Genomic DNA, 25,412 nt, shown 5'->3' with positions numbered 1-25,412 from the left:
GTTCGGACAGGGGTCAGTCCACCCAGGCAATACGGAGGTTGTTGGTCGTGCCCGGGCGGCCGAAGGGCACACCCGCGATGATGACCAGCCGCTGTCCGGATTCGGCGAGGCCGCTGGTGGCGGCGTAGCGCACCGCCTTGTCGACCATGTCCGAGAAGCTGCGCAGTTCCTCGGTCACCACGGCCTTGATGCCCCAGACCAGCGCCGTTCGCCGGGCTACCTCCGGCCGGGGCGTTACACAGAGAATGGGCACACTCGGCCGTTCCCGGGCGGCCCGCAGCGCGGTCGAACCGGAGGTCGTGAAGCTGACGATCAATGCGGCGGACAGCGTTCGCGCCACCTGCCGGGCGGCCGCGCAAATCGCATCGGCGGCGCTGTTCTCCGGGTCATGGCGTCCGGCGTCGATGATGTCGCGATAGTTCTCGTCCGCCTCCACCTGCCGGATGATGCGGTTCATGATGTCCACGGCGGCGACGGGGTATTCGCCCACCGACGTTTCGGCGGACAGCATGACCGCGTCCGCGGCGTCATAGATCGCTGTGGCGACGTCGGAGGCTTCCGCCCGCGTGGGCGTGGGCGCGTGGATCATGCTCTCCAGCATCTGGGTGGCGACGACCACCGGCTTTCCGGCGGATCGGCAGGCGCGGATGATGCGCTTCTGCACGGTGGGCACGCGCTCCGGCGGGATTTCCACGCCGAGATCGCCACGCGCCACCATCACCGCATCCGACAGCTCAATGATCTCATCCAGGCTGTCCAGCGCGCTCGGCTTTTCCAGCTTGGAGATGACGCCCGCGCGTCCCGCCACCAGCTTGCGGATTTCGGCCACGTCCTCCGGCCGCTGCACGAAGGACAGCGCGACCCAGTCCACGCCCAGGTGCAGGGCGAAATCCAGATCGCGGCGGTCCTTCGGCGTCAGCGCGGAGATCGGCAGCACGGCCTTGGGTACGTTCAGGCCCTTGTTGTCGGAGATTGTGCCGCCGGTCACGACGCGCGTCACCGCGCTGCCGTCACCGACGCTCTCGACACGCAGGCGCAGCTTGCCGTCGTCGAGCAGCAGGTCGGTGCCGGCCTCGATGGCGGAAAAAATCTCGGGATGCGGCAGATTCACCCGGTTCGAATCGCCCAGCTCCGGCGACAGATCCAGATGGAACGTCTGGCCCGTCATCAGGCGGGTGCTGCCGCCGACGAACTGGCCCAGGCGCAGCTTTGGCCCTTGCAGGTCCGCCAGCACCGCGATGGGGCGCTGAATGGTTCGCTCCACGCGGCGCACGGTGTCGAAATTGCGCTCATGGTCGGCGTGCGTGCCATGGCTGAAGTTCAGGCGGAACACGCTGGCCCCCGCCTTGACCATGGCTTCCATGGTGCCCTCGTTGGCGGATGCCGGTCCGAGGGTGGCGACGATCTTTGCGCAGCGGGTCTGCTGGGTCATGGCGCGCGGTCTCCGTGGATCGGGCCGGATGGGGCGGTTTTGGTACGCCTCGTTCTGCCGTTGTGTGTTGGGGGGTGCCGCGAGGGCCGGCCGCATTGGTGTGCGGCGGCGTACCCATCGCGCTCCTTGTATCACGCCCCCGGTGCGAAAAAGGGGCCGTCACACAAGGATCTTGGTCAGAGCACGGTGGGGCCGTTCGCGGACGCGGGCGGCCCCGGCGAAGGGGGAGCGGACAGGCCCGACTGGCGCGCGCTGGCGCGGCGGGCGATCACGATCCCCGATAGGATGACGATCGCGCCGAGGCCCTGCAAGGGCGTCAAGGGCTCCGACAGCACCAACCAGCCGAGAAAAGCAGCTACGGCTGGCTGAAGAAGAAGGCTAACGCTTCCGAATGCGGGTGGAAGGTGTGCGAGGGCAAAGGCGATCGCGCCCTGACCGCCCGAATGGGAGAACCAGGCAAGGCCCAGAAGCAGCGCCAGGGCATACAGAGTCGGAATGGCGAGCCCCTCGCCCATAAGCAGACTAAGAAGCAGGAGAACCCACGCGGTGTGCAGGGTGCTCCAGGCCATCACCACGGCCGTGGGGAAGCGTGTGCGGCTCCACCCGATGCCAAGAATGTAGGCGCCGTAGAACACGGCCGTCGCCACGCCCAGGCCGTCCCCGAAAACCTGGTTGGGCGCGCCCACGGTCAAGGAGTCCGCGACCAGCAGTCCAACGCCCGCGATGCCGGTCACGAGTCCGACAACGAACAGTCCCGACGGCCGCTGCCCGAACAGCGCCCAGGCGCCGAAGGTCACGAACACCGGGGCCAGATTCGCCAGCACGGTGGAGTTGGCGACACTGGTGTATTGCAAGGCCCAGTGCCAGCACGCGAGGTCACCCGAAAACGCGAGGCCCGGCGCGGCGAGCATCAGGTGATCGCGCCATGTGGTCGGGCGCGCCTTTCGGTGGCCGGCGGGGGCGCGGCGGGTGGTCATCAGCGCCGCCGCCATCAGGATCGGCACGGCGAGCGCGGAGCGGTAGAACGCCGTTGCGGTCGGCTCCAACGGGGACAGCTTGGCGAACACCGGCGAAAAACCGATCAGGACGGCGCCGAGCAGCAGGAGGGGCAGGGCACGACGGGCCGGGCCGTCCTCGGTCAGCTGGGCGAGGTCGGACTCGGATGACGAAGCGGTATCGGAAGCGGACGGTGTGATCATAAGGGCGGATGTCCTGGACGTCGGAACGGGCAACAGCTTAAGCCGGTTCGACGGTGGGCGACCAGACTGCGACCGGGAGTCATTCCACATCGTGGCGGCCGTTGGAAGGGCCATCGCGCTCGGATTCATTACGAAACTCAGTCGCGTGGTGGCGCTGGGGGTGGGGTGCGCACCCAATGGATCCGGGGCTGTGGGGCGTCGGCGGGCCAATCCGAGTGCAGGCGGGGTGTGCGCTCCAACAGCGTGTTCCGGTCTTCCCGCGCCATGGCCAGCGGGTCCTGGCCGGGCGGAACGGGCACCCACAGTTTGAACTGAGGGTCGTTGCCGCCAGACCAGTCGATCTCCTCAAAGAAGTCGAACACGTACGCCTGACCGCAGTCCCGACAGGTCAGCAGATAGCGCCAGGCGTGGCTGTCCTCGAACAGCGTCGCCGTGCGCTCGAAATGGTCGGCGAGCCGCGCGCGGGCAATGGTCGCGGCGTCGCGCCATAGGGCGCAGCATTCGACGGTGGGCATGGGGTTAGTAGGGCTCCGTACGATAGGGGGCGGTGGTGGTCAGGCTCCGCCGCTGGCGGCCTTCGTCCGCGTCGTGGGCCGCGCGACGGTGGGGTCCTCGGGCCAGGGATGCTTGGGGTAGCGGCCCCGCATGTCCTTGCGTACGTCGGCCCAGGCGCCGCGCCAGAACCCGGGCAGGTCGCGGGTGATCTGCACCGGTCGGCGCGCCGGCGACAACAGGCGCAGGACCACCGGCACGCGCCCCCCGGCGAGCGTGGGGTGGGTATCGAGGCCGAACAGCTCCTGCACGCGCACGGCCAGCGCCGGCCCCTCCGGGTCGTCGTAGTCCAGCGCCAGCCGGGATCCGGTGGGCACGACCAGATGGGACGGCGCGCGGGCATCCAGCTCACGCGCCTTGTCCCAGGGCAGGGATGTGGACAGCGCCGCCATCAGGTCGACCCGGTCCAGGTGTGCGCGCCGGGTCATGCCGGCGACGAACGGCGCCAGCCAATCCTCCAGCGTCGCCAGCAGGGCGTCGTCCGACAGGTCCGGCCACCCGGCGTCCGGGCCGTCGGTATGGTGCAGGAAGCGTACGCGCGTGCGCCAACGCCGTAGGGTCGGCGTCCAGGGCAGCACCTCAAGGCCCAGGTCGCGGACGCCCTCCAGCAAGGCCGCGGTGACGGCGGCCGTGTCGGGGGCGGGCAACGGGGCCTCCGTCAACACCAGGGCGCCCAGCGTGGTTCGCCGCCGGGCCCGCACGGCCTGCTCCCGGCGCGACCATGCGATGGCGTCTTCGGTCGCAATCGGCCGGATCTCTCCGGATCGAACCGCCGAGTCCGCCAGCGGTGCGGCCAGGCGCACCCGGCCCTCCGCGCCCGGCCGGTCGGCGATATCGGCGACCGCGAGCCAGTCCACGCCGGCCAAGGGATCGGCCTCGTCCACCGTCACCCCACGCCCACCGGACAGGCGGAACCGGCCCGGGGCGCCACCCGTGCGGCGTTGTCCGATCCGGTCGGGATAGGCGAGGGCGAGCAGGGCCCCGGCGTCGGTCTCCGTCGATCCGGCTGTCGCATCCACGCGCGCCAGACGTCGGATCTGGCGGGCGCCCTCCCGCACGCGCTGAAGCGCGCCGGGGTGGGCCTGGTCCTTCGGTGCGCGGCCCTGGATGACGTCCAGCCGAGGACGGAGGTCGGCCTCGCGTGCCCCCGGGGCGCTGACCAGCAGATCCCGCTCCGACAGCAGCGCGGCGATGTCGGCGGCCAGTCCGCCGAGCCCGCGCTCGCGGCCCACGATCACCATGTGGGCGAGGCGGGGGTGCAGGGGTAGCCGGGCCAGCGCGCGGCCGTGTGTCGTGATCCGTCCGGCGTCGTCGAGGGCGGCCAACCCCCGCAGAAGCTCGCAGGCCGCCGCCCACGGGCCGGCCGGCGGCGGGTCCAGCCAGCGCAGCGCGGCCGGATCGGTCACGCCCCAGGCGGCAAGCTCCAGAACCAGCAGCGCCAGATCGGCCTCGGCAATTTCGGGCGGCGTGAAGGGCCGTAAGGCGCCATGGGCGGCTTTCGGCCACAGCCGGTGGCAGACGCCCGGGCCGAGGCGCCCGGCGCGGCCGGCGCGCTGGTCGGCGGAGGCCTGGGAGATTCGCGCCGTTTCCAGCCGGGTCAGGCCGCTGCCCGGGTCGAACCGAGGCACGCGGGCAAGACCGCTGTCGATCACGGCGCGCACCCCCTCGATCGTCAGGCTGGTCTCCGCGATGTTGGTGGCGAGCACGATCTTGCGCCGCCCCTCCGGCGCGGGCCGCAACGCGGCGTCCTGGCGCGCGGCGGGCAAGGCGCCATACAGCGGCAACACGTCCACGCCGTCGGGCAGTCCGCTCAGCCGGGACGCCACGGCGCCGATCTCTCTCTCGCCGGGCAGGAACACCAGGATGTCGCCGGGATCGTCCGCCAGAACGGCCCGCGCCCGCGCCGTCACGGCCTCCACCACGCCGTCACGGGTGTCCGGCGGCGCGGGATGATGATGGATCGCGACGGGATACTGCCGCCCCGCGCTTTCGATCACCGGGGCGTCCACCGGGGCGTCCACCGGGGCGTCCCCTGGGGCGTCCAATGGGGCGTCGCCCATCAGGCGGGCGACCGGCGCGCCGTCCAGCGTTGCGGACATGACCAGCAGGCGCAGGTCCGGGCGCAGCGCGCCCTGGCTGTCCAGGCACAGGGCGAGGCCTAAATCCCCCTGCAACGACCGCTCATGGAATTCGTCCAGGATGACGCCACCGACGCCCTCCAGCCCCGGGTCGTCCTGAAGGCGGCGGGTCAGAATGCCCTCGGTCACCACCTCGATCCGGGTGCGCGGCCCGACCGCGCTGTCGAGGCGCACGCGGTAGCCGACCGTCTCCCCCACCGTTTCGCCCAGGGACGCGGCCATGAAGCGCGCCGCCGCCCGCGCGGCCATGCGGCGCGGCTCCAGCACGACAAGGCGGTGGTCCGGCGCCAGCCAGGGCGCGTCGAGCAGGGCCAGCGGAACACGGGTGGTCTTGCCCGCGCCCGGGGGGGCCAAAAGGACTGCGTTGGGGCCAGTCGCCAGCGCCGCCGTCAGAGCGGGCAGGGCATCGTCCACGGGCAAGGGGCGAGCGGTCACGGCGGGCATGGCCGGGTCATTGGTCCTTCAGCGTGCGCGGCCGCCACTGGTGGACGCTGACGGGCCGGCCCGACTGCGATCGCATGACGCGGGGGCGCAGCACCTGCTCGATATGCGGCGCGCCCTGGCTGGTCAGGGCGCCGATGCCTTGTTCCGGTCGCTCGGCCCGGCCATAGAACGCGACCAGGGCGGCAACCTCGATCACCGTCCGGGGCGCCTGGGCATAGGCGTCGGCGTAGGGTGCATGCCGCTTCAGGGCCTTGGTCAGATGATCGGTCGAATGGGCGCCGAACCGTCGCCAGATCGAGTCCAGGAGCTGTTTGCCCCGGTCCGGGATGGGCTGCAGGTCGATGCGGGGCCGGCTGTAGGCGAAGGCCCGGAACAGCGTCGGCTCCAGCGGGCCGTCCGGATCCGCGACGAAGGTGGCCGGCATCAGGCTATGCCCGGCGTTGGCGACGGCATAGTACGCCTGCGCCAGATAGAGCAGCCGGTGCAGTTTGCGCGGATTGAGGTATTCGTTGTCGTCCAAGGCCCGGTCGAGCAGCCAGAAGGCGGCGTCGAACGCGGAATCGGTCAGCGGCGGATGGCCCATGGGCGGCGGCTCCTTAACACCGGTCCATGGTAGCGCAGCCGGGCCGGGCGATGCCATGCCCGTCGGGCTCGGTTACACTGCACCCGATCCGTATTGTCGAGGGAGCCTGTATGACCACCGCACCGGACCCCGTTTCAGACCCGTCGGAGCCGTCGGAACCCTCTCCCCGCCCGCGCCACCGGCGGCCGCCGCTTTGGCGCATGGTGGCGCGCGACGTTCTGGTCGTGCCCGTGCTGCTGATGGCTTTGGGGGCGGCGTTCTGGACCCAGCGCGTGCCGGTGGTCGATGGGATCGCGCGGCTGGCGTTGGACCGTGCCGGGCTCGGGCCGGTGGCCCTGACCGTGCAGACCGTTGAGACGGACGGCCTCGTGATCACGGACGTCGCGCTGGCCGACGGCCGGTTCCAGGCGCGCCGGTTGTTTGTGGTGCCCTCTCTGCTGGGAGTGGAGCGCATCGAGGCTGAGGGTGTGGCGGTGCGGGCCCCCTGGGATCCCGAAACGGGCCTGGACGCCGGACCGCTGACCCCCTGGCTGTCAGGTGGAGAGGGCGACGGCGATTCCGGGGCGGGCGGTGCGGTGGCGCTGCCGATCCGGACTCTCGAGGTTAGGGATGCGCGTCTGTCGCTTGAGGTGCCCGAGGGGACGGTCCGGGCCGAAACGGACGCCACCCTGACGCTATGGGCCGGGCTGGCGGGAGCACTGACCAACGTCGTGTTCGAGGGAACAGACGTCGGCGGCCTGATGCCGGGAACGGCCACAATCCCTTCGGTGCGGATCATAAGTCCGCGCCTGAGCGTGGACGATGGGGTTCTATCGGGGCCGCTCACACTGACGGGCGAAGCCAAAGACGTTGCGGTGCCTGACGCGCGTCTGTCGGGCGCTACGGTGGCGGCGTCCGGGCGGCTCCGGGCCAGCCCCGACCGGATCGACGTGGCGTTGGACACGGGCGAGGTGATCCTGACCGAGCCGGCTTTCGGGTCCGTGTGGAACGGCGGATCGGCTCTCACGCTCGTGCTGGCCGAGGACGCGGACCAGACCGTGGCTGTTGATCTGGCCGGCCCCGGAACGCCCCGGGCGGATCTGGATGTCACCCTGGCGCCGTTTTCGGTCTCGGGCACGGTCGAGGCCGACCTGGACCGCGTGCACCTTGCCGGGCCGGTGCCGTGGAGCAACGAGGCGCCGTTGACGCTGGTCGCGGCGGCCTCGCGTGTCCAAAGCGGGGCGGCGGTTGCCCGAGATGCGACCGTGGATGCGACCCTGCGTCCGGAGGGGCCGACCGCGACACTGGCCTTTCAGGTGCCACACCTTCCCGGTGAAGCCGGCACCGACAGCATCGCCGGCCATCCGCTGCGCCCCCTGCGCGTTCAGGGGCAGCTTGCACCCGATCCGGAACAGCCGGGCCGCCTGCGGGTCACGGCCGACTTGGGGGCGCCGCTGCGCGATCATCTGGTCACCCTGCGTGGTTGGGCGACGGCGGATGCCCGCAACGCGCACCTGTCGGTCCGGGGTGCGCCGCTGACTCTCGGCGATGGGGGGGTGCAGCCCTGGCAGTTGCACGCGGCCCTGGCGGACCTGTCGGCCTCGGCGGGGACCGTCGCGATTGAGGGCACCGTGGACCGTACCGACGGGGGCGCACTGCGGCCGGACCTGTCGTTCGGACTGGCCGACGTGGATGCCGCCTACGGCACCACGGCGCTGCGACGCCTGAACGGGGTGGCGCGGCTGACCGGCCTCAGTCCGCTCCGGAGTCCCAGCCAGGAACTGGTGGCCGCCGGGTTGGAGATGGGGCTGCCCTTCACCGATGTCGTGATCCGCTACCGTCTGGATGGCGCCGGGGCCTTCGTCGTGGAAGAGGCCAGCATGGCCCTGGCCGGCGGTACCATCGTGACCGACGGGGCGCGCGTGCCGCTTGCGGGGTTCGACCGCGTGCCGTTGACGTTGACGGTTCAGGGCCTGGACCTTGGACAGCTCGCCGCCATGACTCCGATCGACGATCTGACCGTGTCGGGGCGGGTGGACGGCACCGTGCCGATGGTGATTACGCCGGGCGCCGTGCGGATCGATGCCGGTCGGTTGGCCGCAACCGGACCGGGTGTGGTGCAGTATCGGGGGGGGGCGCTGCCGGGCGGCGCCGAGGCCGGCACAGGTGTGGACCTAGCCCGCCGCGCCCTGGAGGACTTCCGTTATACGGCGTTGTCCATGGATGTCGCGGGCAGCACGGCCGACACCATGGCGCTGACCCTGAGTCTTGACGGCGCCAATGCGGCAGTCCTCGATGGCTATCCGTTCCAATTGAACTTGAACCTGGAAGGCCCGCTCACACGGCTGATTGGAGAAAGCTTGCAAGGTTATACGATCCCGAGAAGAATAGTGGACAGGTTGAAGGCCCTGGGGCTTCGTTAACGTGTCTGGCGCGGTAATATCGGGTGTCGGGGCAGATTCTGACCTTTCAAAGGCAGGTGGTTGTGCGTGGGATGGCGCCCCCCTACATGCAGCGCCTAGATGATTCTAGAACAAACAGTCCAGAATGGCGGGTGGCGGCGCGCCCGGCGCCGAGGCCTAGGACCGAACGTCGACAGGATAGGGGTATCCCGCATGTCATACCTGTCCACGGCTGACGGGGACCAAGCCCAGAAGGGGGGCTCGCATTGGCTCAAGGACGAGTTGTACGCCCTTGTGCGCGACGAGCCGGGTATTTTCGAGTTTCTCCAGAACGGATCGCTGGACGGGATCTGGTATTGGGACATGGTCGGCATGACCGAGGAGTGGCTGAGCCCGCGCTTCAAAGAGCTGTTCGGCTACGCGGATCATGAGATGGAGAACACCCCGGCGTGGTGGCAGGCCAATATCCATCCGGACGACTTGGCGCATGTGCTCGACAACCTGGAAAAGCACAAGGCCGATCCGAATCATCCCTATGATCAGATCGTGCGGTACCGCCATCGTGATGGGCATACCATTTGGGTCCGCTGCCGCGGCCTCGTGATCCGGAACGCGCGCGGGGAACCCGTTCGGATGATTGGGGCGCACACGGATGTGACCGCGCTCAAGCGGGCGGAGGAGGAACTCGCCCGCCAAACCCGCGAACTCGGCTGCCAGATCAACGACCTGCGCGACAAGGAACAGAGGTTGGAAGCGCAGGCTGAGGAACTCGTGACGCTGGCGGAAACCGTTGAGGATGCCCGCGCCCACCTGGAAGAACTCAACGCCCAAAAAGACAAGTTTTTTTCGATCGTCGCGCATGATCTGAAAAGCCCCTTCAATCCACTGTTGGGGTTCTCGGAGCTTTTGGCGACGCAGGGGGGCACTCTGCCCCCGGAGAAGGTCCAGGAGTACGGCGCCCTTCTGCATCGCGCCGCGACGGAGGCCTTCAAGCTGCTGGAGGACCTGCTCGACTGGTCGCGAATCCAACTCGATCGCGTCGTGTTCGATCCCGGGGCCGTGGACCTGGTCGAGTTGGTGCAGACCAATCTGTCGCGGTACCAACTGGCGGCGCAGGCGAAAGGCGTAAGCTTCCGCACGGAGGGCATGGCGCCCCTGCACGCCTATGCGGATCCGCGGATGCTGGACACCGTGGTGCGGAACGTCATCAGCAACGCCATCAAATTCACCCGTCCGGGCGATACCATCGCGTTGTCGAGTGCGGTCGGCGACGAGGAACGGACCGTGGTGCTGCGCATCCGGGACAGCGGGGTGGGCATTCCCGCCGATCGCCTTCCCGGGCTGTTTGCGCTCGGCGGTCGGCCCTCGTCGCGGGGCACCTCAGGCGAGAGCGGCACCGGCATGGGGCTTGTCATCTGCAAGGAACTGATGGATCGTCAAGGCGGATCCATCGCCGTGGAGAGTGTCGAAGGCGAGGGCTCGACCGTCATTCTCCGGCTTGTCGCTGCGTAAAAGCGCCGCCCCCCGGCCCCAATCCCGCCCCCGCGGGGCGGCGCTATCCGGCGCCTTCCCCGAAGCTTTCCACGAGACTGCCGACGACCAGATACCAGCCGTCCACCAGCACGAAAAACACCAGCTTGAACGGCAAGGACAGCATCATCGGCGGCAGCATCATCATGCCCATCGACATGAGAACCGAGGCAATCACCATGTCGATGATGACGAACGGCACATAGATCAGGAATCCGATTTCAAACGCCCGCCGCAGCTCGCTGATGACGAACGCGGGCACGATCACCGCCAGCGACGCGGTTTCCGCCGAGGTCTCCGGCGGGGCGTCGGACAGGTTCAGCATCAACTCCAGGTCCTTGCCGCGGGTATGGCGCAGCATGAAGTCGCGGAACGGCGCGGATGCCCGGTCGAAGGCCTCAATCTCGTCGATCTGCTCGTTCACCAGGGGAGCGATGCCCTCGTCCCAGGCCTGATTGAACGTCGGCGCCATGATGAACACCGTCATGAACATCGCCAGCCCGATCAGCACCATGGTTGGCGGAGTCGTCTGAGTGCCCATGGCGTGCCGGAGGATCGATAGGACAACCACGATCCGCGTGAAGGATGTGGTCATCAGCAGGATCCCGGGCGCCACCGACAGCACCGTGATGAGCCCGACAAGCTGAACCACGCGGCCGGTAATCGTGCCGTCGCCGTTGCCCAGATCGATGTTGAGCTGCTGGGCGAATCCGGGATGCGGGATCAACGCCACGATCAGGGCCATCAGGACGGCGGCGAGAGCCCCGAAAACCCAACCCGGGCGGTTGGTCATTGCACGGTGCGTGGTCATGGGCGGCCCCCGGACACCCGGTCCAGCAGGCTCCGGAACGCGGGTCCTGTGGGCGCGGCAGAGGGGGGCGGGCTATCCGGTATGGGAGGAGGGGCGGCGGGGACCGCAAGGCCCGAGGCGACAACGAGGTCGTGCGTTCCGCCAATCAACAACAGGTGCTCCGTATCGTCGCAGCGGACCAGCATCAGGCGTCGCCGCGCGTCCACCATGGTCGCCTCGACGACGCGCAGCCGCCGCGTCGAACCGCGCCCGGTCCGCAGGCCGGGACCCGTGGGGCCGAACCGTCGCAATCCCGCCGCGACGATGAAAATCATCCCGAGGACCAGGATCAGGGAGAGCGCAAAGCGGGTGTAACTGTCCATGTCCATTGTGTGCCGATCCCGTGGCCCTGAAACTTCCGAACACGGCGCTGTGTCTTGCGGTTGCTAACACCGAAGGGCCTAAATTACACTTAACGACCAGCGGGCCCGCGCGTTTGCGTGGGGGGTATCGCACCCACCTGGTTGGTTTGCGCTGTGGGCGTTGGGCCAGCCGTTGGGTCCAGGGGACAATCGTCGGGGCCGGTCTGGGAGTGTAAACGAACGACGCATATGTGATCGCATGGTGTTGGTTATGGCGGCAGGCCGTGCCAAGGCGCGGCCACGGTTTGATCGGCGCCAACACGACGAGAGCGATCACGTGGGTTTTGACATCTAAAGGGAATGATGATGGCTTCGGAACAGGCCGATTCGACTTTGGTTCCTGCGACGGGAACCAACGACGCGGGTTCGGGCGCGATGGGCGGTATGGTTCATTGTACGACCTGTGGACAGAAAATGGCGGGAACGGCACCCGCGTGCCCGAAGTGCGGGGCGCCGAACACGGGCGCTGCTGCAAGGACCTCGGAAAAGACGATGGTGGCGGCCGCGCTGCTGTGCTTTTTCTTCGGCTCGTTCGGCTTTCACCGATTCTACGTGGGTAAGATCGGAACCGGCATCCTGATGCTTGTGACCCTCGGGGCTCTGGGGATCTGGACGCTGATCGACCTGATCATGATCATCGTCGGGTCGTTCAAGGATCGCGACGGCCTTCCGCTGAAGCGGTGAGGGCGAGCCCCCGAACGTGACGGCGCTTTCCGGGACGTGTGAGACCGGCCGACGCATGAACGGCGTTCAGGCGTTGCCCGGCCGGTGTGATCGCACCCGGGCTGCAAAGCGGCCGCGGCCATAGAACGGAGGAAACCGTTCTATGGCCGATCGCGTTCTTTGGTGGACCACCATGAGCGGAGAGCATGGACATGACATCGTGGCAACCACCCGCCGCTGACGCGCCGGCGTCCGGCCCGACTCCCGACCCTGGCGCCGCGTTCGCGTTCTGCGCCGGGTGCGGACAGCGCATCGCCTTCACAGCGCCGCGCTGTCCGCGCTGCGGTCTGGCTCGCGCTGGAGTGGGATCCGACGAGGAAGTGGCGAGCCCCAAGAGCTATGGCGTGGCCGTCGCCCTCTGCGGCGTCTTCGGCGTTTTGGGTGTTCATCATTTTTACATCGGGAATCACTTGCACGGCTTTTTGGATGTTTTATTGGTCGTGGTGTTCTGTGTGCTGTTGGCCTTCAATAGCCCATTCGCTCTGTTCGTTTTGCTCATCGACGTCATTCACACGACCTACGTGTTTTTCGTGCTCATCGTTGGGAAGCAGCGGGACGGGCAGGGCCGTCTGATCCGGACGCCGACCCAGACGTGACCCGGACCCAGACCTGACCCAACACGACGGACCGCGCAGAGCCGCGGATCGGCGCCCACATGCGCGACGGGGCGGGACGAGGCCCCGTCGCGGCCTAAACCTTGGCGCGGTACGCCTTCAACTCCTGGAGTTCCAGAACCTCCAACGCGCGCTCGTGGGTGGCCTCCAGCACGACCGGGGGCGCCATCCCGACCTCGAACGCTTCCAGCCAGCGTGTGGCGCACACGCACCAGCGATCGCCTTGTTGCAGGCCGGGAAATCCGGCGTCGGGGCGCGGGGCCACCAGGTCGTTTCCCGCCCGCCGGCTGAACTCCAGGAACTCCAGGGTCATGACGGCGCACACGGTGTGCGATCCGACGTCGTCCGCGCTGGTGTTGCAGCATCCGTCGCGAAAGAAACCGGTCAGGGGGCGTAGGGAGCAAGGCTCCAGACGGGTACCGAGCACATTTCGCGGTGCGGTTTTCTTATGTGGCATCGGATCGGACCTCCCGTTTCAGTGCCAGGCTTACGCGCCGAGGCGGTGCCCGGATCGTTCTGGCGCGGACGCCGTCCTTCGCGGCTCAGCGTGGAGCGGCATCCGCCGACGCGTCCAGCAGCGAGGTTTCCGTCTTCAGCTCCCGCAGAACAAAGCTGGAGCGGGAATGGCGGATGCCCGGAATCTTGTACAGCGTGTCGCGCAGAAACGTCTCGTAGTGGCGTGTGCCGGCCACCGCCACCCGAATCAGATAGTCGTAGTCGCCGGTGACGAGAAACGCCTCCATCACCTCAGGGATGCCGGCGAGCACTTCACCAAAGCGTGCGAGTGTATCCTCGTTGTGGCTTTCGAGGGTCACGTTGATGATGACGGTTTCGGGAAAGCCGAGGGCGTCCCGGTTCAGGCGGGCGCCGTATCCGCGAATGAACCCGCGGGTTTCCAGGGCGCGGACACGTTTCCAGCAGGGGCTGGGCGACAGGCCCACGCGGGCTGCGAGATCGGCGTTGCTGATGCGGCCGTCCGTGAACAGCGTGCGCAGGATACGTCGGTCGATGGCGTCGAGGGGCGGACGGGCGGGGGGCGGACGGGCCGGCGAGTCCGGTACGGGGTCACGGGTGGTCATCAGCATCACCTCCGACAGAAGGATATGCTTGGAACTCCCGCCTGTCGCGTCTTGAATTTCTTGGGGCCGGACATAATGGGAAAACTTTGGCAGCTCATTTTGCCCGTCCGGGGATAGAGTCCGATTCTGGCTCACCCGCTGTTTTGGATGCGACCCATGTTTGATTCCGCCGCCGTCCTGGACCGCCCCTCGGCCCTGCCCGACGATGCTCCCCACCATGCCGCCGCGCCGCATCCCGGGCGGTTGATCTGCCGTATCGAAGGCGCGCGCGACCCGAATCTTCTGACCCGGCTTGTCTCCGAGTTGGCGCGGCGTTCGCGGGTGCCGGACCATCTGGCGACGGCTCCGCTCGAGTGCGATCCGTCCGGGCAATGGATCGCCTTGACCGTCACGCTCTCCGGTCCGCAGGAGGCCGCGCATTTGGCGGCCCGGATCGCCACGTGGCCCGTGGTCTGGTCGGTGCGCCGGCTGGATCTCTGACGGCCTGGGTTCCCGTGCCCTGGCATCGCGCTGGACGCGCGCCCACATCGTGTGTGGGATTGGTGCGTGACGGCGACGGGAAGGGGCAACGATGGCAGCGACGGATACCAGCGCAACGAACGCGCGACCGATCAACGTGGCGCTTCAGGGGGGAGGCGCGCACGGTGCGTTCACTTGGGGTGTCCTCGACCGCATTCTGGAGGACGGCCGCCTCGTGATCGACGGCCTATCCGGCACCAGCGCCGGGTCGATGAACGCGGTGGTCTATGCCTATGGAAAGATGACGGGCGGGCCGGAGGGCGCGCGCGCGGCTTTGCACGACTTCTGGTCGGAGGTCAGCCGGGCGGGTCAGTTGTATGCGCCGGTGCGCATGTTGCCGTGGGAGCAGTGGGACGGTTCGTGGAACATGGACCGGTCGCCGCTCTACATGATGTTCGACGCGCTGACCCGGGCAGTGTCGCCCTATGTGCTCAACCCCTTCGACTTCAACCCGCTCCGCGACGTTCTGGAACGCACGGTGGATTTCGACGCGCTGGTGCGCTGCGAATGCACCCGGCTGTTCATCAGTGCGACCAACGTCCGCTCTGGCCGGGTGCGGGTCTTCACCGCACCGGAAATGTCGGCGGATGTGGTCATGGCCTCCGCCTGCCTGCCGTTCCTGTTCAAGGCGGTGGACATCGACGGGGAGGCCTATTGGGACGGCGGCTACATGGGCAACCCGTCCCTGTTTCCTTTTTATTATTACACCGGAACGGACGACGTTCTGATTGTGAACATCAACCCGGTCGAGCGGGCGGAGGTGCCGCGCAGCGCCTCCGACATCATGAATCGCGTCAATGAAATCAGCTTCAACAGTCCGCTTCTGGGCGAGATGCGGGCGATCGCCTTCGTGCAGAAACTGATCGAAGAGGACTGGCTGGATGAGGAACATAAGGGCAAGCTGCGCCGGGTCCGCTTCCACGCCATCCGGGCTGATCACGTCATGTGCGACCTGTCCGTCGCCAGCAAATTCAACACGGACTGGGAGTTCTTGTGCGACCTGCGCGATCGGGGCCGCGCGGCCGCCGATGCCTGGATGCAGGCGCACCTCGATGCGGTGGGGGTAGGCTCTACCGTCAATCTGCACCACGACTATCTGGGGGCGCATGGGGCCGTTGGCCCCGCGCCGGGGGCCGTCGGTCCCGGCACGGAGACGTGAGCCAAGCCGTCAGGCGGCGTCCTCGTCCTTATTGCTGCCCCGGCTGGAGGAGTTCACGTACGCAATCGCCGCGTGTTCATGGCAGTATGGCTTGCCGGGAATGGCCGGCTTTCCACAGAAATGGAAGCCGGGCTCGCGCGGGTCACCGATCGGCCAGCGGCAGGTGTGGGCCGACAGGTCGATCACCGAGCGGATCTTGGGCTCCGCCTTCGGTTTGGCCTGCTTCACGCGCTTGATCGGCGATGGCCGCCCCTTGAGCCCCAGCCGGTGCGCCTTTCCGACGACGGCGTTCTTGGACACGCCGAGGGCCTTGCCGATTTCGCCGGTGGTCAGGCCTTCCCCCCACAGGCGCTTCAGTTCCTCGACCCGTTCATCGGTCCACACATCGGTCATGACGGCACAGTCCTCCACCGAAACCTGCGCCCCTCCGGCGCATCATGTATTGGTAAGTCGTCTTCTCGCTAAGGTCGTCGGGATCGACCGGTCCCTTTGAACGGACCAACATATCATCCGTCCGGGGGCGAAGGCCATTGCCAAGCGGCCCTCTTGCGAAATGGGTCCCGTGTCGGGCGCTAAGCGCACCAAAATCAAACGCACCACACCCAGGCGCCCGGGCGAACCTTGTTCAACCGACGGTCCAGGGTATCATGGCATCGCGTCTGCCCAAACCAGGAGTTTCCGAACCATGGCCACCGTTGCGCCCCCCGCCGATCCGGAATCCGATCCGCGCGTCAAAGCCGTCTTTGACGACATCCGGCAGGCGCGGGGCACCGATTACATCAACAACGTTTGGCGCTACCTCGCGTTCGATCCGGGATTGCTCGAAAGTGCCTGGGCCGACATCAAGGCGGTCATGGGCACACCCTCCGCGCTTGATCCGAAGACGAAGGAAATGCTGTATGTCGCCGTCTCGATCGCGAACGGGTGCGGCTACTGCACCCATTCGCACACCGCCGCCGCGAGAAACAAGGGCATGACTCCCGAGGAATACGCCGATCTGCTGCGCGTGGTCGGCACGGCCTCGCGGCTCAACGCCCTGCTGAGCGCGATCGACGTGCCGGTGGACGACATCTACCGCGCACAGGGCTGACTTCATTCCCGTGGGACTACAGAGCCCTCCCGGTCGACATTGAAGCCCGGCCGCACGCCGACGGCACCGAGACTGCCCTCCGGAGGCCCCCAGGGCATGCGAGGCAGCGGCATCATTTTGACAGGGCCCGCCCACAGCGCGCCGTTCCGCACCACCACCGGGACGTCGAGGCGCGGCGTGCCGTCGGGACCCCGGCGGGCCATGGTGCCCAGCAAGACCTTGGCCATGGTGGCATCGCGGCCGCGCACCAACCCCTGCCGTTGCAGGGCGTCGATGGCCGGCATGAAGCCCGAGATGCGAGCGTTCATCGCGCCCTCCGGCTGAAGGGCGGTGTCCAGCTTCAGCGTCCCGGACGATTCGAGCGACAAGGGGTCCCACGTCACCGCAAGCCGGTTCAGCCGCAACGCGCCGTCGGCGTCGGTCCAGGCGCGCAGGGCCTCGTCCAACGAACGATCCCGGGGCAACGGGCCCATGACCGTGGCGTCGACCGCTGCGTCCGCGAGGTCGCTTGAAAACGGGCCGTGCAGCGCGGCGGGTAGGTGCAGCCCTGAGAGCGAGGCGGTCACCGTATCCGAAGCGTCGGCCGGTGCCAGATCGAACACGCCGACATGGTCATAGTCCAGGTTCAGGGCATCCAGTGTCGCCGGGTCGTTCGGCCAGGCTGGCGAGTCGATGACGGCATCCCGGATCATCACGTGGAGCGCATCGGGTGGCCCAGAGCGGTCCAGGGTCACGGTGGCCTCGGCTTCGTCGGCACGCGCGCTCAGACGAAGCGGGCCGCCGGGGCGGGGCACGACAACCTCGTGCGGCGCAAGGTGCAGAACGAACCGGACGTCTGCCGGCGCCCACGGCGCGACATCCACGCGCAGCGTCGGCGTCCGCCAGGACCATCCCCCGCGGTCCGGCGAAGCCTGCGCCGAGACGTCGCTGAGGGTGGCCGATACCGCCAGCGGAAAGCCGCCGACCCGCGCCGTTTCATAGGTCACGTCCAACCCTTGGGCGCGTTGCTGTGCAACCCAGCCTTCCAGACCGCGCTTGACCATCAATCCCGTGTAAAGCCATGCGGTGCCGTAGGCGAGCATGAGGATGCCGAGGAGCAGGACCGCCACCGCCCACCGGGACGTGCGGCGGCGCTTGCGGTGTGGCGGGTCGGGTGGTGACGGCGGGAGCTTCGGATCGTCGGTCTCCCGGCCCGGCCGGGATGACCGCCGCGCGGCCTTCGCGGATGCGGGACGGGCGGTGGATGCGGGACGTGCAGTGGTACGCGCGGGGCGCATGGTGGACCTCCGGTTCTCGGCCGTGCCTTTGGTGCCGGCTCCCCGGAACTGGTATACACGACCAGAAGGCGCGGCCGCACCGGGTATTCGAGATACCGGGCGGCGTGCGCCGGGGTCAGCGCCACATACGGGAGACATCATGACCGACGGGGACCAGTTCCGCGTGCACGAGACCGGGGACCAGGACAGCCAAAACGAGACTGCGCCAGAGCATTGGGTGTTCGGGTACGGCTCGTTGATGTGGAATCCGGGATTTTTGTTTGAGGAGCGGCGCCCGGCCCTGCTGCACGGCTATCACCGGGACATGTGCATTCTGTCGCTGCGGTATCGCGGGACCCCGGAGAAGCCTGGTCTGGTGCTGGGGCTGCGGGGACGGGGCTCGTGCCGGGGAATCGCCTATCGGGTGGCGCCGGCCCTCTGGGCGGAGGTTAGTGCTTATCTGCATGAGCGGGAGATGACGACCTACGCCTATATACCACGGTGCCTCCCGCTGCGCTTGAACGACGGGCGTCGGGTAGAGGCGCATACCTACGTCGCCGATCCTGGGCATGATCAGTACGCCGGGCATTTCGGCCTCGACGAGCGGATCCGGCTGCTGCGCCAAGGGGTCGGACCGCGCGGATCGGCGCGCGATTATCTGGCCAGCACGGTGACGCATCTGGACGAACTGGGCATCCGCGACGGACACATGCACGATCTGCTGGAATGGGTGGACGGTCGCCGCCGCCCGGATGTCCCGGATGATCCTGTTGCGCTTTGATGAAGACTGGTCGGATGCGCGCCAATCGCGTTGGTCGCGCGCGGGTCTTGGCCTACCGTACCCGACCCGGGTGCCGTGCCCCGGACATTGGACGGGCGGCTCGGGGCGGCATCCCCGGGCGCTAAGCGAGAGAGGATACGTCACCGCCATGGGCACCATTACCTATATGGCTCAGATGCTGGATGCCGCGGAAGGGCCAGAAGCGACTTACGAATTCGAGGCCGACGAGGCGCTGTTCGATCGCCCGCGCATGGAACTGATCGCCACCTTTATGGAGCACGTCGACCACGTCGAACTGCCGAAGGAAGACGTCGGCTACGAGATCTATTCGGCATTCAAGAACCGCGATCTGAAGGTGGTCACGGCCCTGGGGGCGTTGCGTCTCGCCCACGGCGAGATTCCGTTCATGGTGATGATTTCACCGAAGCCTAAAAAATAGGGGCCCGTCCAAGCGATCCAGGATCACGCCTCCACGACAGAAACGCAAAAAAACGCCCCGGCTTTGCTTCCCTCGGACGGCGCCGCGGATTGCGGGCGGGTCATACGGGATGGGCCGGGGCGTTCTTCGGTCCGTGTTCGTTCGTGGTCAGCGACCTCAGGCCGTTTGGGCCTCGCTCGAAGAGTTCTCGCTGGACGAGTTCTCGCTGGCGTTGGAGGACTCGCCATCCGAGCCTGCGGTCGTGTTGGCTGACGCAGCGCGCCGCGTCGACGGCCGGCGACCCCGGCGCGGAGTGGCTGGCGCGGCTTCTTCGGAACTGCCGTTTTCGTCCGCCGCGCCCTCTTCGCTGGCGGTGTCCCGTGCTGCCGTGGAGCGGGACGATCGGCGCGGCGCGCGCCGACGGGGTGGCGGAGCGCTTTCGGCGCGCGCCGACCCATCCTCGGACTCGGTCTCGCCCGCGCCGTCGTTAGCCTGAGGCACGTTGTCCTCACTGGCCGAAGGGGCCGGGCTCGCGGACGGTGCCGGGGCGGACCGATCCGCGCCATTGCTGCGTCGGTTTCGGTCCCGTCCGCCTTCCCGACCGCTCTCGCGGCTTCCGTCACGACCCCCGTCACGACCATTGCCGCGCGGCGCGGACTCAGCACCGCCGTCGTCGTCCGTGCCCTCATAGCTTCCGTCGCCATCGCCCGGACGACGGAGAGTCTGGGGGTCCGCGCCGTATCCATCGTCCGGACCACCAGAGCCGAACGGCGTGCGATTCGGACCCTGGGTGCCGGGTCGCAAGCCATCGGTCTGCCCGGTCAGCGCCAGATAGACACGATAGTAGTGGTCGGCATGCTGCAAGTAATTTTCCGACAGAACCCGATCACCCTGGGATCCAGCGTCGCGCGCCAGACCGGTGTATTTTTCGACCAGCTGCATGGCATTGCCGCGCAGGCGCATGCCGGGCCCGTTGCTGTCGAACGTTTGGTTCCGGTTGGGTGTCCGCTTGCCGCCGCTTCCGCCACCGCCGACGCGGCCGCGGGGACGTCCCCTGGTATTCGAGCCTTGTTTCATGAGTCCGTCTAAGTCAAATGGAGAACAGGTTCACGTCGAGCACCATCGTGCTCCAACAAAGACCGGTGAAAACGGGGCGGGCCATACGTGCGATGGACCATGCCACCCTGTGCCTTCACCCACCGGGCCTCTCATGGAGGACCTCCGGGGTTTCATGTTGTCGTCGCGTCATCGCTGTAACACACGTTCGGAGGCCGTGGCCGTGCACCGACCAGCCCACGCTCCGCCCATCGCCCATCACGGCGACTTCGGCGCAACGCACTGCGGCGTCCTCCATTGAAGGCCCCGAGGAATCCGCCCCCGAACTCGTCCTCGGGCTTTCTCCGTGGTTCACACGCGAGAACCTCGTTAGCCCAGCCCGACACGGGCGGCCAAGGCCCGACGATATGCTGGGGGTCCGCTTCGCCTGTCTCGGGGTCGGCGTGGACCCAGCTTGCGACGCATTCCGAGCGATGTTGGATCGGTTTACCCGAGTCCCGCATCCGATGTGTCGCGCGTCAGGAGGGTCATGGCCGGCCCGCAGGCCCGTTGTCGAGACCGTAGGGCGAACGCCCCGCGTTTCCAAGCCCTTTTTTCACGGACCAGTACGCTTTTTTCCGGGTCGGGCGCCTATGACGCAACGGGCGGTCCCTGTTAGGTCGGGGACCGCCGCCCTGTTTTCAAGCCCGGCGGCGCGCATCAGGTCCGCAACCGTCTCGGCCTGTCCGGCGCCGACTTCAACGGCGAGCCATCCGCCGGGATGCAGCCGACTCGCGGCCAGGGGAACCAAAACGCGATAGGCGTCCAGCCCGTCCGAACCGCCATCCAGGGCCTGGACCGGATCGTGGGCCCGCACCTCGGGGGCCAGCGTGGCAAGCTCCGCCGTCGCGATGTAGGGCGGGTTGGAGACGATGATGTCGTAAGGGCCGGGGGCTTCGGTCAAGCCATCGCGCCAGTCCGAAACCTGGAAGCGGGCCCGCGCCGAAAGGCCGTTGCGTTCCGCGTTGTCCGCCGCCGCCGCCACGGCGCCGGGCGCGATGTCGAGGCCGAGTCCGTCGGCGTGCCGGCACTCGGCCAGCAGCGCTAGCAGGATCGCGCCGGTTCCCGTGCCGAGATCCAGCACCGATAGCGGGACCTCTGGATCGGGCAGGCGGTCGAGCACCGCCGTGACCACGGTTTCGGTATCCGGCCGGGGTTCGAGCGTTTCGGGTCCCAGCGCGAGATCCAGGGTCCAGAAGCCCCGCCGCCCCAGGATGCGTCCGACCGGTTCCCGCGCGGCGCGCCGGTCGAGCAGGGCTTCCAGGCGACGAGCGGCCGCGTCCGGCATCGGATCCGAACCGCGCACCGTTAGTGCCCCGGGCGACGGCAGGTCCAGGGCATGCGCCGCCAGCAGGCGGGCATCGAAGCGGGCGTCCGGCACGCCGGCGGCCTCCAGGCGCGCGGTGGCCGCCGCGAGCGCGGCCGCGATGGAGCCGGAGTCGGTGGCGATCATGCCGGGCGGGTCCGGCGGGCGACCTCCGGGATGAAGGTGTTCAGCAGCACCGCGTAGGCGTCCGGGTCCTGAACGTTGGGCAGGTGCGCGACGCCGTCCATGATCTCCAGCCGGGCGTCCGGCACCGTGGCGGCGACGGTGCGGGCCAGATCGGGGGGCGTGCTGGTGTCGTGTTCCGCACCGATGACCAGACTGGGCACGCGGATTGATGCCGCCCGCCCGGTGTAGTCCGCATCGCGGAGGGCGGCCGCAGTGTTGGTGAACCCCTCCACCGGCGAGCGCGTCACCATGGTTCGCCAGGGCGTCAGGCGCGCCGGGTCGGCGCGGAACGAGTCGGTGAACCATCGCTCAATGTTTCCATCCGCCACCGCGGTCATGCCGTGGGTGGTGGCTGTGGCGATCCGCTCCGCCCAACCCTCGGCATTGCCGATCTTCAGGCCGGTGTTGGAGAAGACGACGGCGTCGAGGCGCTCCGGCGCCTGAAGCGCAACGTCGAGGGCGACCTGGCCGCCGACCGAGATACCGCAGAGGGCGAACCGCTCGATCCGCAGGTAGTCGGTCAGCGCCAGCAGATCATCGGCCAAATCCGTGATGCTCCACGGGCCGGCCGGGGTATCCGACAGGCCGTGGCCGCGCAGGTCCCAGGTGAGGACGCGGAATCGGCCGCCGATGCGTTCGATCACCGGGTCCCACAGGCGCATATCCGTGGCAAGGGCGTGGACAAAGACCAGCCAGGGCGCACCGTAGGTGCCGGACAAACGATAGTGCAGGCCGGCACGGGGGGCGGGCTGGGGCGCGAACAGCATGATGAAGGGTCCTCGGTTTCGCGTGGATCTACAGGGTCTCTTTCAGGGTCGTGCGCGGGAAGCGTCAGACCGCGTACACGCCGTACACGATGCCGAGGAGGAACAGCCCGAGCAACACCCGGTAGACCACAAAGGCCAGGAAACCGGCGTACCGCAACCACGTCATGAGGGCGGCGATGGCGATCAGCGCCGAAACCAGCGCGAGGCCGGCGGCCGTGAGGGCTTCCTCCGTTACCGCCCAGTCGTTCAGGCGGTATAGGTCAATGCCGATCAGCACCCCAGCCGCGATAATCGTGGGGATCGACATCAGCATGGAGAAGTGCGCGGCGTCCGGCCGCTCATAGCCGAGCAGGCGGGCGCCCGTCATGGTGATGCCGGACCGACTGGTGCCGGGGATCAGCGCCAGGGCCTGGAGCAGGCCGAGGAACAGGGCGTCGCCGAAGCGCATGTGATCGATGCGGCGGACCGTCATGCCGACGTGATCCGCCAGCCCGAGCAATAAACCAAAGCCCAGGGTGGCCCAGGCGATCACTTCGAGGGTGCGAAACTGCGTTTCGATGATATCCTTGAGAAGGACACCCGCGATGACCACGGGAATGGTGGCGACGATCAGATGGGCGATCAGCCGCGCCCCGGGACCGAACCGGCCCGTGACCAGTTGCGCCAGCCCGCAGATCATGAGCCAGACGTCGCGCCAGAAGTACAGCAGCACGGCCCCCAGGGTGCCGACATGCACGGCAACATCGATCTTGAGGCCCTGGTCGGGCCAATCGGTCAGCATTGGAACGAGGGCAAGGTGGCCCGACGAACTGATCGGCAGGAATTCCGTAATGCCCTGCACCAGGGCGAGCACTACTAAATGAAGCGTTACCACGGTGTCCCCTGCGAAATGTTGTGGTTTCCTTATACCACGAGGCCCAGGACGGGCCTAGAGCCGATCGCCTCGCACAGGATTCGCGGTCGGACCCTGTTTTTGGGCGCCTGACGTCGGCCCCGCCGTCCTCTATTTAGAGCCGCGCGTCCAAAATAGGAACGGAATGTGGGCCGTTTTCAGCGGTCGGCTTCCGGCGCAAATTAGTACCCCGCGGCTAACTAAATCTCGCCTGGGACACGGGGCTGCCGCGTGTCCGCGGTCGCTAGCGTGTAAGTGATCAAAAAAATAGGTCAGAAGTTGTGACCTATTTGTCGTTTTCGCTTGTGATCCGGCGAGGCCGCGCGTATCAGAAAGACCCGTATCGGGGGCGGCGCGACCGCCCCGGCCAACCTCGAGCCCGGCCAACGTCGACGCTCAAGGAACCGGGCGCGGACGAGGGCTAGCGGGTCGGACCGCAAAAAAGGTCGGGCCATCGGCCCGACGCGCGTTGCGACCACGCAAAGGGTACGGGCGATATCCAAACCTAGGATCGCGTGAGGGAGGGCCGCCATGGGGCGGAAGATGATGCAGTTCACCCGTCTGACCGGAACCATGCCGGACAAGCGGGACGCGGACGACCGCCGCCAGGATTTCGAAGAGATCTACAGCGGGTTCGCGCCGGATCGGGCGTCGGATCAGGCCTCGCGCTGCGAACAGTGCGGCATTCCGTACTGTCAGGTGCACTGCCCCCTGCAGAACAATATCCCTGACTGGCTCCTCCTCACGGCGCAGGGCCGCCTGGAGGAGGCGTACGCCGTGTCCTCCGCGACCAACAACATGCCCGAGATCTGCGGCCGCATCTGCCCGCAGGACCGCCTGTGCGAGGGCTCCTGCGTGCTGGAGCAGTCGAAGCACGGCACGGTGACCATCGGCGCGGTCGAAAAGTACATTACCGACACAGCCTGGGACAACGGCTGGGTGCAGCCCGTGCAGCCGAATCGGGAACGCCCGCAATCCATCGGGATCATCGGCGCCGGCCCGGGGGGCATGGCGGCGGCCGAACAACTGCGCAAGTACGGCTATCAGGTGACCCTGTACGACCGTCATGACCGCGCCGGCGGTCTGCTCATCTACGGTATTCCCGGCTTCAAGCTGGAAAAGCACATTGTGGAGCGCCGGGCCGCGCTGTTGGCCGAGGCCGGGGTCAAGATCAAGCTGAACTTCGAGGTCGGGCGCGACGCCACCCTGGCGGAGATCCGCGACCGCCACGACGCCGTGCTGATCGCCACCGGGGTCTACAAGGCCCGCGCGCTCACGGTGCCCGGGGCGGGCCTGCCGGGCGTTTTGCCCGCGCTGTCCTACCTGACCGCCTCCAACCGTCTTGGCCTCGGCGATGCCGTGCCCGAGTTCGACTCGGGTGAATTGGACGCCAAGGGCAAGAACGTCGTCGTGATCGGCGGCGGCGACACCGCGATGGACTGCCTGCGCACCGCGATCCGCCAGGGTGCGGCCTCGGTGAAGTGCCTGTACCGCCGCGATCGCGCCAACATGCCGGGCTCGCAGCGCGAGGTCTCCAACGCCATCGAGGAAGGGGTCGAGTTCGTGTGGCTGTCGGCGCCCGAGGCGGTGTTGGACGCCAATGGTTCGGCCAGCGAGGTACAGGCCGTGCGCATGCACCTGGGCATCGCCGACGCCACCGGCCGCCAGACGCCGACCCCGATTGAGGGCAGCCAGTTCCGCATGCCGGCGGAGATGGTGATTTCCGCCCTGGGCTTCGAGCCCGAGGATTTGCCGACGCTGTTCGGCGCGCCGGACCTGCCGGTGACCCGCTGGGGCACGCTGACCGTGGATCCCCACACCATGATGACCTCGGCCGAGGGCGTGTTCGCGGCCGGTGACATCGTGCGTGGGGCCTCCCTGGTGGTCTGGGCGGTTCGGGACGGCCGCGACGCCGCCGTCGGCATCCACGATTACATCCAGGCCAAGGCCGGCGGGGCCGGGGATGCGGTATCCGGTGGATCGGGCATGGCTCTGGCCTCCTGATCCCCGCCGGGAGCCTGGACGGGGGCCATCCGCCCTGTGTGCCCGATGTGTT

25 protein-coding genes are annotated in these 25,412 nt (G+C 67.9%); 10 read left to right on the top strand and 15 right to left on the bottom strand.

What is annotated here, in order from left to right; genetic code table 11:
• Positions 1–13: 13 nt before the first annotated feature.
• The 5 genes from pyk to GGD82_RS03340 all read right to left on the bottom strand — a co-directional run bounded on the left by pyk (position 14) and on the right by GGD82_RS03340 (position 6,348).
• Complete coding sequence (pyk, locus tag GGD82_RS03360) at positions 14–1,432, bottom strand: pyruvate kinase (RefSeq protein ID WP_150061018.1); 1,419 nt, start codon at positions 1,430–1,432, stop codon at positions 14–16.
• Positions 1,433–1,608: 176 nt separating this feature from the next.
• Positions 1,609–2,631, bottom strand: a complete 1,023-nt coding sequence (locus GGD82_RS03355; RefSeq protein ID WP_150061019.1) for a DMT family transporter — start codon at positions 2,629–2,631, stop codon at positions 1,609–1,611.
• A gap of 137 nt (positions 2,632–2,768) precedes the next feature.
• On the bottom strand, positions 2,769–3,146 hold the full coding sequence (locus tag GGD82_RS03350; protein WP_150061020.1) for a hypothetical protein: 378 nt from the start codon (positions 3,144–3,146) through the stop codon (positions 2,769–2,771).
• 39 nt (positions 3,147–3,185) lie between these two features.
• The gene (gene hrpB, locus GGD82_RS03345) at positions 3,186–5,765 is read right to left on the bottom strand and encodes an ATP-dependent helicase HrpB (RefSeq protein WP_150061021.1); all 2,580 of its coding nucleotides are present in this window, start codon (positions 5,763–5,765) and stop codon (positions 3,186–3,188) included.
• Positions 5,766–5,772: 7 nt separating this feature from the next.
• Positions 5,773–6,348 (bottom strand): Panacea domain-containing protein, encoded by a 576-nt coding sequence (locus tag GGD82_RS03340; RefSeq protein ID WP_150061022.1) that lies wholly within the window; start codon positions 6,346–6,348, stop codon positions 5,773–5,775.
• 110 nt (positions 6,349–6,458) lie between these two features.
• Between GGD82_RS03340 and GGD82_RS03335 the strand changes: the two genes are divergently transcribed.
• Positions 6,459–8,750: an intermembrane phospholipid transport protein YdbH family protein gene (locus GGD82_RS03335; RefSeq protein ID WP_150061023.1), complete on the top strand. Its 2,292-nt coding sequence runs from the start codon at positions 6,459–6,461 to the stop codon at positions 8,748–8,750.
• 192 nt (positions 8,751–8,942) lie between these two features.
• Positions 8,943–10,241: a PAS domain-containing sensor histidine kinase gene (locus GGD82_RS03330; protein ID WP_170284143.1), complete on the top strand. Its 1,299-nt coding sequence runs from the start codon at positions 8,943–8,945 to the stop codon at positions 10,239–10,241.
• A 43-nt stretch (positions 10,242–10,284) separates the two neighbouring features.
• Here the strand turns inward: GGD82_RS03330 and fliP are convergent, their stop codons facing one another.
• Complete coding sequence (gene fliP, locus GGD82_RS03325; RefSeq protein ID WP_246163704.1) at positions 10,285–11,070, bottom strand: flagellar type III secretion system pore protein FliP; 786 nt, start codon at positions 11,068–11,070, stop codon at positions 10,285–10,287.
• Complete coding sequence (locus GGD82_RS03320) at positions 11,067–11,438, bottom strand: FliO/MopB family protein (RefSeq protein WP_150061025.1); 372 nt, start codon at positions 11,436–11,438, stop codon at positions 11,067–11,069. Before GGD82_RS03320 ends, fliP begins: the two co-directional genes overlap by 4 nt.
• Before the next feature lie 525 nt (positions 11,439–11,963).
• Between GGD82_RS03320 and GGD82_RS20965 the strand changes: the two genes are divergently transcribed.
• Positions 11,964–12,155 (top strand): TM2 domain-containing protein, encoded by a 192-nt coding sequence (locus GGD82_RS20965; RefSeq protein ID WP_246163705.1) that lies wholly within the window; start codon positions 11,964–11,966, stop codon positions 12,153–12,155.
• A gap of 383 nt (positions 12,156–12,538) precedes the next feature.
• Positions 12,539–12,790, top strand: a complete 252-nt coding sequence (locus GGD82_RS21535; RefSeq protein WP_170284144.1) for a hypothetical protein — start codon at positions 12,539–12,541, stop codon at positions 12,788–12,790.
• Positions 12,791–12,884: 94 nt separating this feature from the next.
• On the opposite strand, the gene GGD82_RS03305 is transcribed toward GGD82_RS21535, so the two are convergent.
• Together GGD82_RS03305 and GGD82_RS03300 are read right to left on the bottom strand one after the other, a co-directional pair.
• The gene (locus GGD82_RS03305; protein ID WP_150061028.1) at positions 12,885–13,265 is read right to left on the bottom strand and encodes a DUF2237 family protein; all 381 of its coding nucleotides are present in this window, start codon (positions 13,263–13,265) and stop codon (positions 12,885–12,887) included.
• 85 nt (positions 13,266–13,350) lie between these two features.
• A complete protein-coding gene (locus tag GGD82_RS03300) occupies positions 13,351–13,887 on the bottom strand; it encodes an Lrp/AsnC family transcriptional regulator (RefSeq protein WP_150061029.1) in 537 nt (178 codons plus the stop codon).
• Positions 13,888–14,043: 156 nt separating this feature from the next.
• Here GGD82_RS03300 and GGD82_RS03295 point away from each other — a divergent pair, with 156 nt between their 5' ends.
• Positions 14,044–14,367 (top strand): hypothetical protein, encoded by a 324-nt coding sequence (locus GGD82_RS03295; protein WP_150061030.1) that lies wholly within the window; start codon positions 14,044–14,046, stop codon positions 14,365–14,367.
• A 91-nt stretch (positions 14,368–14,458) separates the two neighbouring features.
• Positions 14,459–15,565 (top strand): patatin-like phospholipase family protein, encoded by a 1,107-nt coding sequence (locus GGD82_RS03290; RefSeq protein ID WP_150061031.1) that lies wholly within the window; start codon positions 14,459–14,461, stop codon positions 15,563–15,565.
• 9 nt (positions 15,566–15,574) lie between these two features.
• Here the strand turns inward: GGD82_RS03290 and GGD82_RS03285 are convergent, their stop codons facing one another.
• On the bottom strand, positions 15,575–15,958 hold the full coding sequence (locus GGD82_RS03285) for a GcrA family cell cycle regulator (protein WP_150061032.1): 384 nt from the start codon (positions 15,956–15,958) through the stop codon (positions 15,575–15,577).
• Between the two features lie 292 nt (positions 15,959–16,250).
• On the opposite strand from GGD82_RS03285, the gene GGD82_RS03280 reads away from it, so the two are divergent.
• The gene (locus GGD82_RS03280) at positions 16,251–16,655 is read left to right on the top strand and encodes a carboxymuconolactone decarboxylase family protein (protein WP_150061033.1); all 405 of its coding nucleotides are present in this window, start codon (positions 16,251–16,253) and stop codon (positions 16,653–16,655) included.
• A 2-nt stretch (positions 16,656–16,657) separates the two neighbouring features.
• On the opposite strand, the gene GGD82_RS03275 is transcribed toward GGD82_RS03280, so the two are convergent.
• Positions 16,658–17,764, bottom strand: a complete 1,107-nt coding sequence (locus GGD82_RS03275) for a DUF2125 domain-containing protein (protein ID WP_170284145.1) — start codon at positions 17,762–17,764, stop codon at positions 16,658–16,660.
• Positions 17,765–18,071: 307 nt separating this feature from the next.
• On the opposite strand from GGD82_RS03275, the gene GGD82_RS03270 reads away from it, so the two are divergent.
• Both GGD82_RS03270 and GGD82_RS03265 read left to right on the top strand, forming a co-directional pair.
• Positions 18,072–18,692, top strand: coding sequence for a gamma-glutamylcyclotransferase (locus tag GGD82_RS03270; protein ID WP_150061035.1), 621 nt, complete (start codon positions 18,072–18,074; stop codon positions 18,690–18,692).
• Positions 18,673–19,131: a hypothetical protein gene (locus tag GGD82_RS03265; protein ID WP_150061036.1), complete on the top strand. Its 459-nt coding sequence runs from the start codon at positions 18,673–18,675 to the stop codon at positions 19,129–19,131. The genes GGD82_RS03270 and GGD82_RS03265 overlap by 20 nt, the downstream gene beginning before the upstream one ends.
• A 156-nt stretch (positions 19,132–19,287) precedes the next feature.
• Here the strand turns inward: GGD82_RS03265 and GGD82_RS21325 are convergent, their stop codons facing one another.
• From GGD82_RS21325 to GGD82_RS03245, 4 genes are all read right to left on the bottom strand, one after another.
• On the bottom strand, positions 19,288–20,187 hold the full coding sequence (locus GGD82_RS21325) for a DUF4167 domain-containing protein (RefSeq protein WP_150061037.1): 900 nt from the start codon (positions 20,185–20,187) through the stop codon (positions 19,288–19,290).
• 574 nt (positions 20,188–20,761) lie between these two features.
• Positions 20,762–21,658 (bottom strand): peptide chain release factor N(5)-glutamine methyltransferase, encoded by an 897-nt coding sequence (gene prmC / locus GGD82_RS03255; protein ID WP_150061038.1) that lies wholly within the window; start codon positions 21,656–21,658, stop codon positions 20,762–20,764.
• A complete protein-coding gene (gene pcaD / locus GGD82_RS03250; protein ID WP_150061039.1) occupies positions 21,655–22,464 on the bottom strand; it encodes a 3-oxoadipate enol-lactonase in 810 nt (269 codons plus the stop codon). The genes prmC and pcaD overlap by 4 nt, the downstream gene beginning before the upstream one ends.
• A 64-nt stretch (positions 22,465–22,528) precedes the next feature.
• The gene (locus GGD82_RS03245) at positions 22,529–23,338 is read right to left on the bottom strand and encodes an undecaprenyl-diphosphate phosphatase (protein WP_150061040.1); all 810 of its coding nucleotides are present in this window, start codon (positions 23,336–23,338) and stop codon (positions 22,529–22,531) included.
• 549 nt (positions 23,339–23,887) lie between these two features.
• Between GGD82_RS03245 and GGD82_RS03240 the strand changes: the two genes are divergently transcribed.
• Positions 23,888–25,360, top strand: a complete 1,473-nt coding sequence (locus GGD82_RS03240; RefSeq protein WP_150061041.1) for an NAD(P)-dependent oxidoreductase — start codon at positions 23,888–23,890, stop codon at positions 25,358–25,360.
• Positions 25,361–25,412: the final 52 nt, after the last annotated feature.

The organism is Roseospira marina (assembly GCF_014197855.1).
Lineage (GTDB): Bacteria > Pseudomonadota > Alphaproteobacteria > Rhodospirillales > Rhodospirillaceae > Rhodospira > Rhodospira marina.
Note: the sequence above shows the minus strand (reverse complement) of the source record. Positions and strands in the feature narration are given on the sequence as shown.

Coding starts and splice junctions, on each gene's coding strand:
- pyk (WP_150061018.1), bottom strand. CDS start 1,432: ATGACCCAGCAGACCCGCTGCGCAAAGATCGTCGCCACCCTCGGACCG.
- GGD82_RS03355 (WP_150061019.1), bottom strand. CDS start 2,631: ATGATCACACCGTCCGCTTCCGATACCGCTTCGTCATCCGAGTCCGAC.
- GGD82_RS03350 (WP_150061020.1), bottom strand. CDS start 3,146: ATGCCCACCGTCGAATGCTGCGCCCTATGGCGCGACGCCGCGACCATT.
- hrpB (WP_150061021.1), bottom strand. CDS start 5,765: ATGCCCGCCGTGACCGCTCGCCCCTTGCCCGTGGACGATGCCCTGCCC.
- GGD82_RS03340 (WP_150061022.1), bottom strand. CDS start 6,348: ATGGGCCATCCGCCGCTGACCGATTCCGCGTTCGACGCCGCCTTCTGG.
- GGD82_RS03335 (WP_150061023.1), top strand. CDS start 6,459: ATGACCACCGCACCGGACCCCGTTTCAGACCCGTCGGAGCCGTCGGAA.
- GGD82_RS03330 (WP_170284143.1), top strand. CDS start 8,943: ATGTCATACCTGTCCACGGCTGACGGGGACCAAGCCCAGAAGGGGGGC.
- fliP (WP_246163704.1), bottom strand. CDS start 11,070: ATGACCACGCACCGTGCAATGACCAACCGCCCGGGTTGGGTTTTCGGG.
- GGD82_RS03320 (WP_150061025.1), bottom strand. CDS start 11,438: ATGGACATGGACAGTTACACCCGCTTTGCGCTCTCCCTGATCCTGGTC.
- GGD82_RS20965 (WP_246163705.1), top strand. CDS start 11,964: ATGGTGGCGGCCGCGCTGCTGTGCTTTTTCTTCGGCTCGTTCGGCTTT.
- GGD82_RS03305 (WP_150061028.1), bottom strand. CDS start 13,265: ATGCCACATAAGAAAACCGCACCGCGAAATGTGCTCGGTACCCGTCTG.
- GGD82_RS03300 (WP_150061029.1), bottom strand. CDS start 13,887: ATGACCACCCGTGACCCCGTACCGGACTCGCCGGCCCGTCCGCCCCCC.
- GGD82_RS03295 (WP_150061030.1), top strand. CDS start 14,044: ATGTTTGATTCCGCCGCCGTCCTGGACCGCCCCTCGGCCCTGCCCGAC.
- GGD82_RS03290 (WP_150061031.1), top strand. CDS start 14,459: ATGGCAGCGACGGATACCAGCGCAACGAACGCGCGACCGATCAACGTG.
- GGD82_RS03285 (WP_150061032.1), bottom strand. CDS start 15,958: ATGACCGATGTGTGGACCGATGAACGGGTCGAGGAACTGAAGCGCCTG.
- GGD82_RS03280 (WP_150061033.1), top strand. CDS start 16,251: ATGGCCACCGTTGCGCCCCCCGCCGATCCGGAATCCGATCCGCGCGTC.
- GGD82_RS03270 (WP_150061035.1), top strand. CDS start 18,072: ATGACCGACGGGGACCAGTTCCGCGTGCACGAGACCGGGGACCAGGAC.
- GGD82_RS03265 (WP_150061036.1), top strand. CDS start 18,673: ATGATCCTGTTGCGCTTTGATGAAGACTGGTCGGATGCGCGCCAATCG.
- GGD82_RS21325 (WP_150061037.1), bottom strand. CDS start 20,187: ATGAAACAAGGCTCGAATACCAGGGGACGTCCCCGCGGCCGCGTCGGC.
- prmC (WP_150061038.1), bottom strand. CDS start 21,658: ATGATCGCCACCGACTCCGGCTCCATCGCGGCCGCGCTCGCGGCGGCC.
- pcaD (WP_150061039.1), bottom strand. CDS start 22,464: ATGCTGTTCGCGCCCCAGCCCGCCCCCCGTGCCGGCCTGCACTATCGT.
- GGD82_RS03240 (WP_150061041.1), top strand. CDS start 23,888: ATGGGGCGGAAGATGATGCAGTTCACCCGTCTGACCGGAACCATGCCG.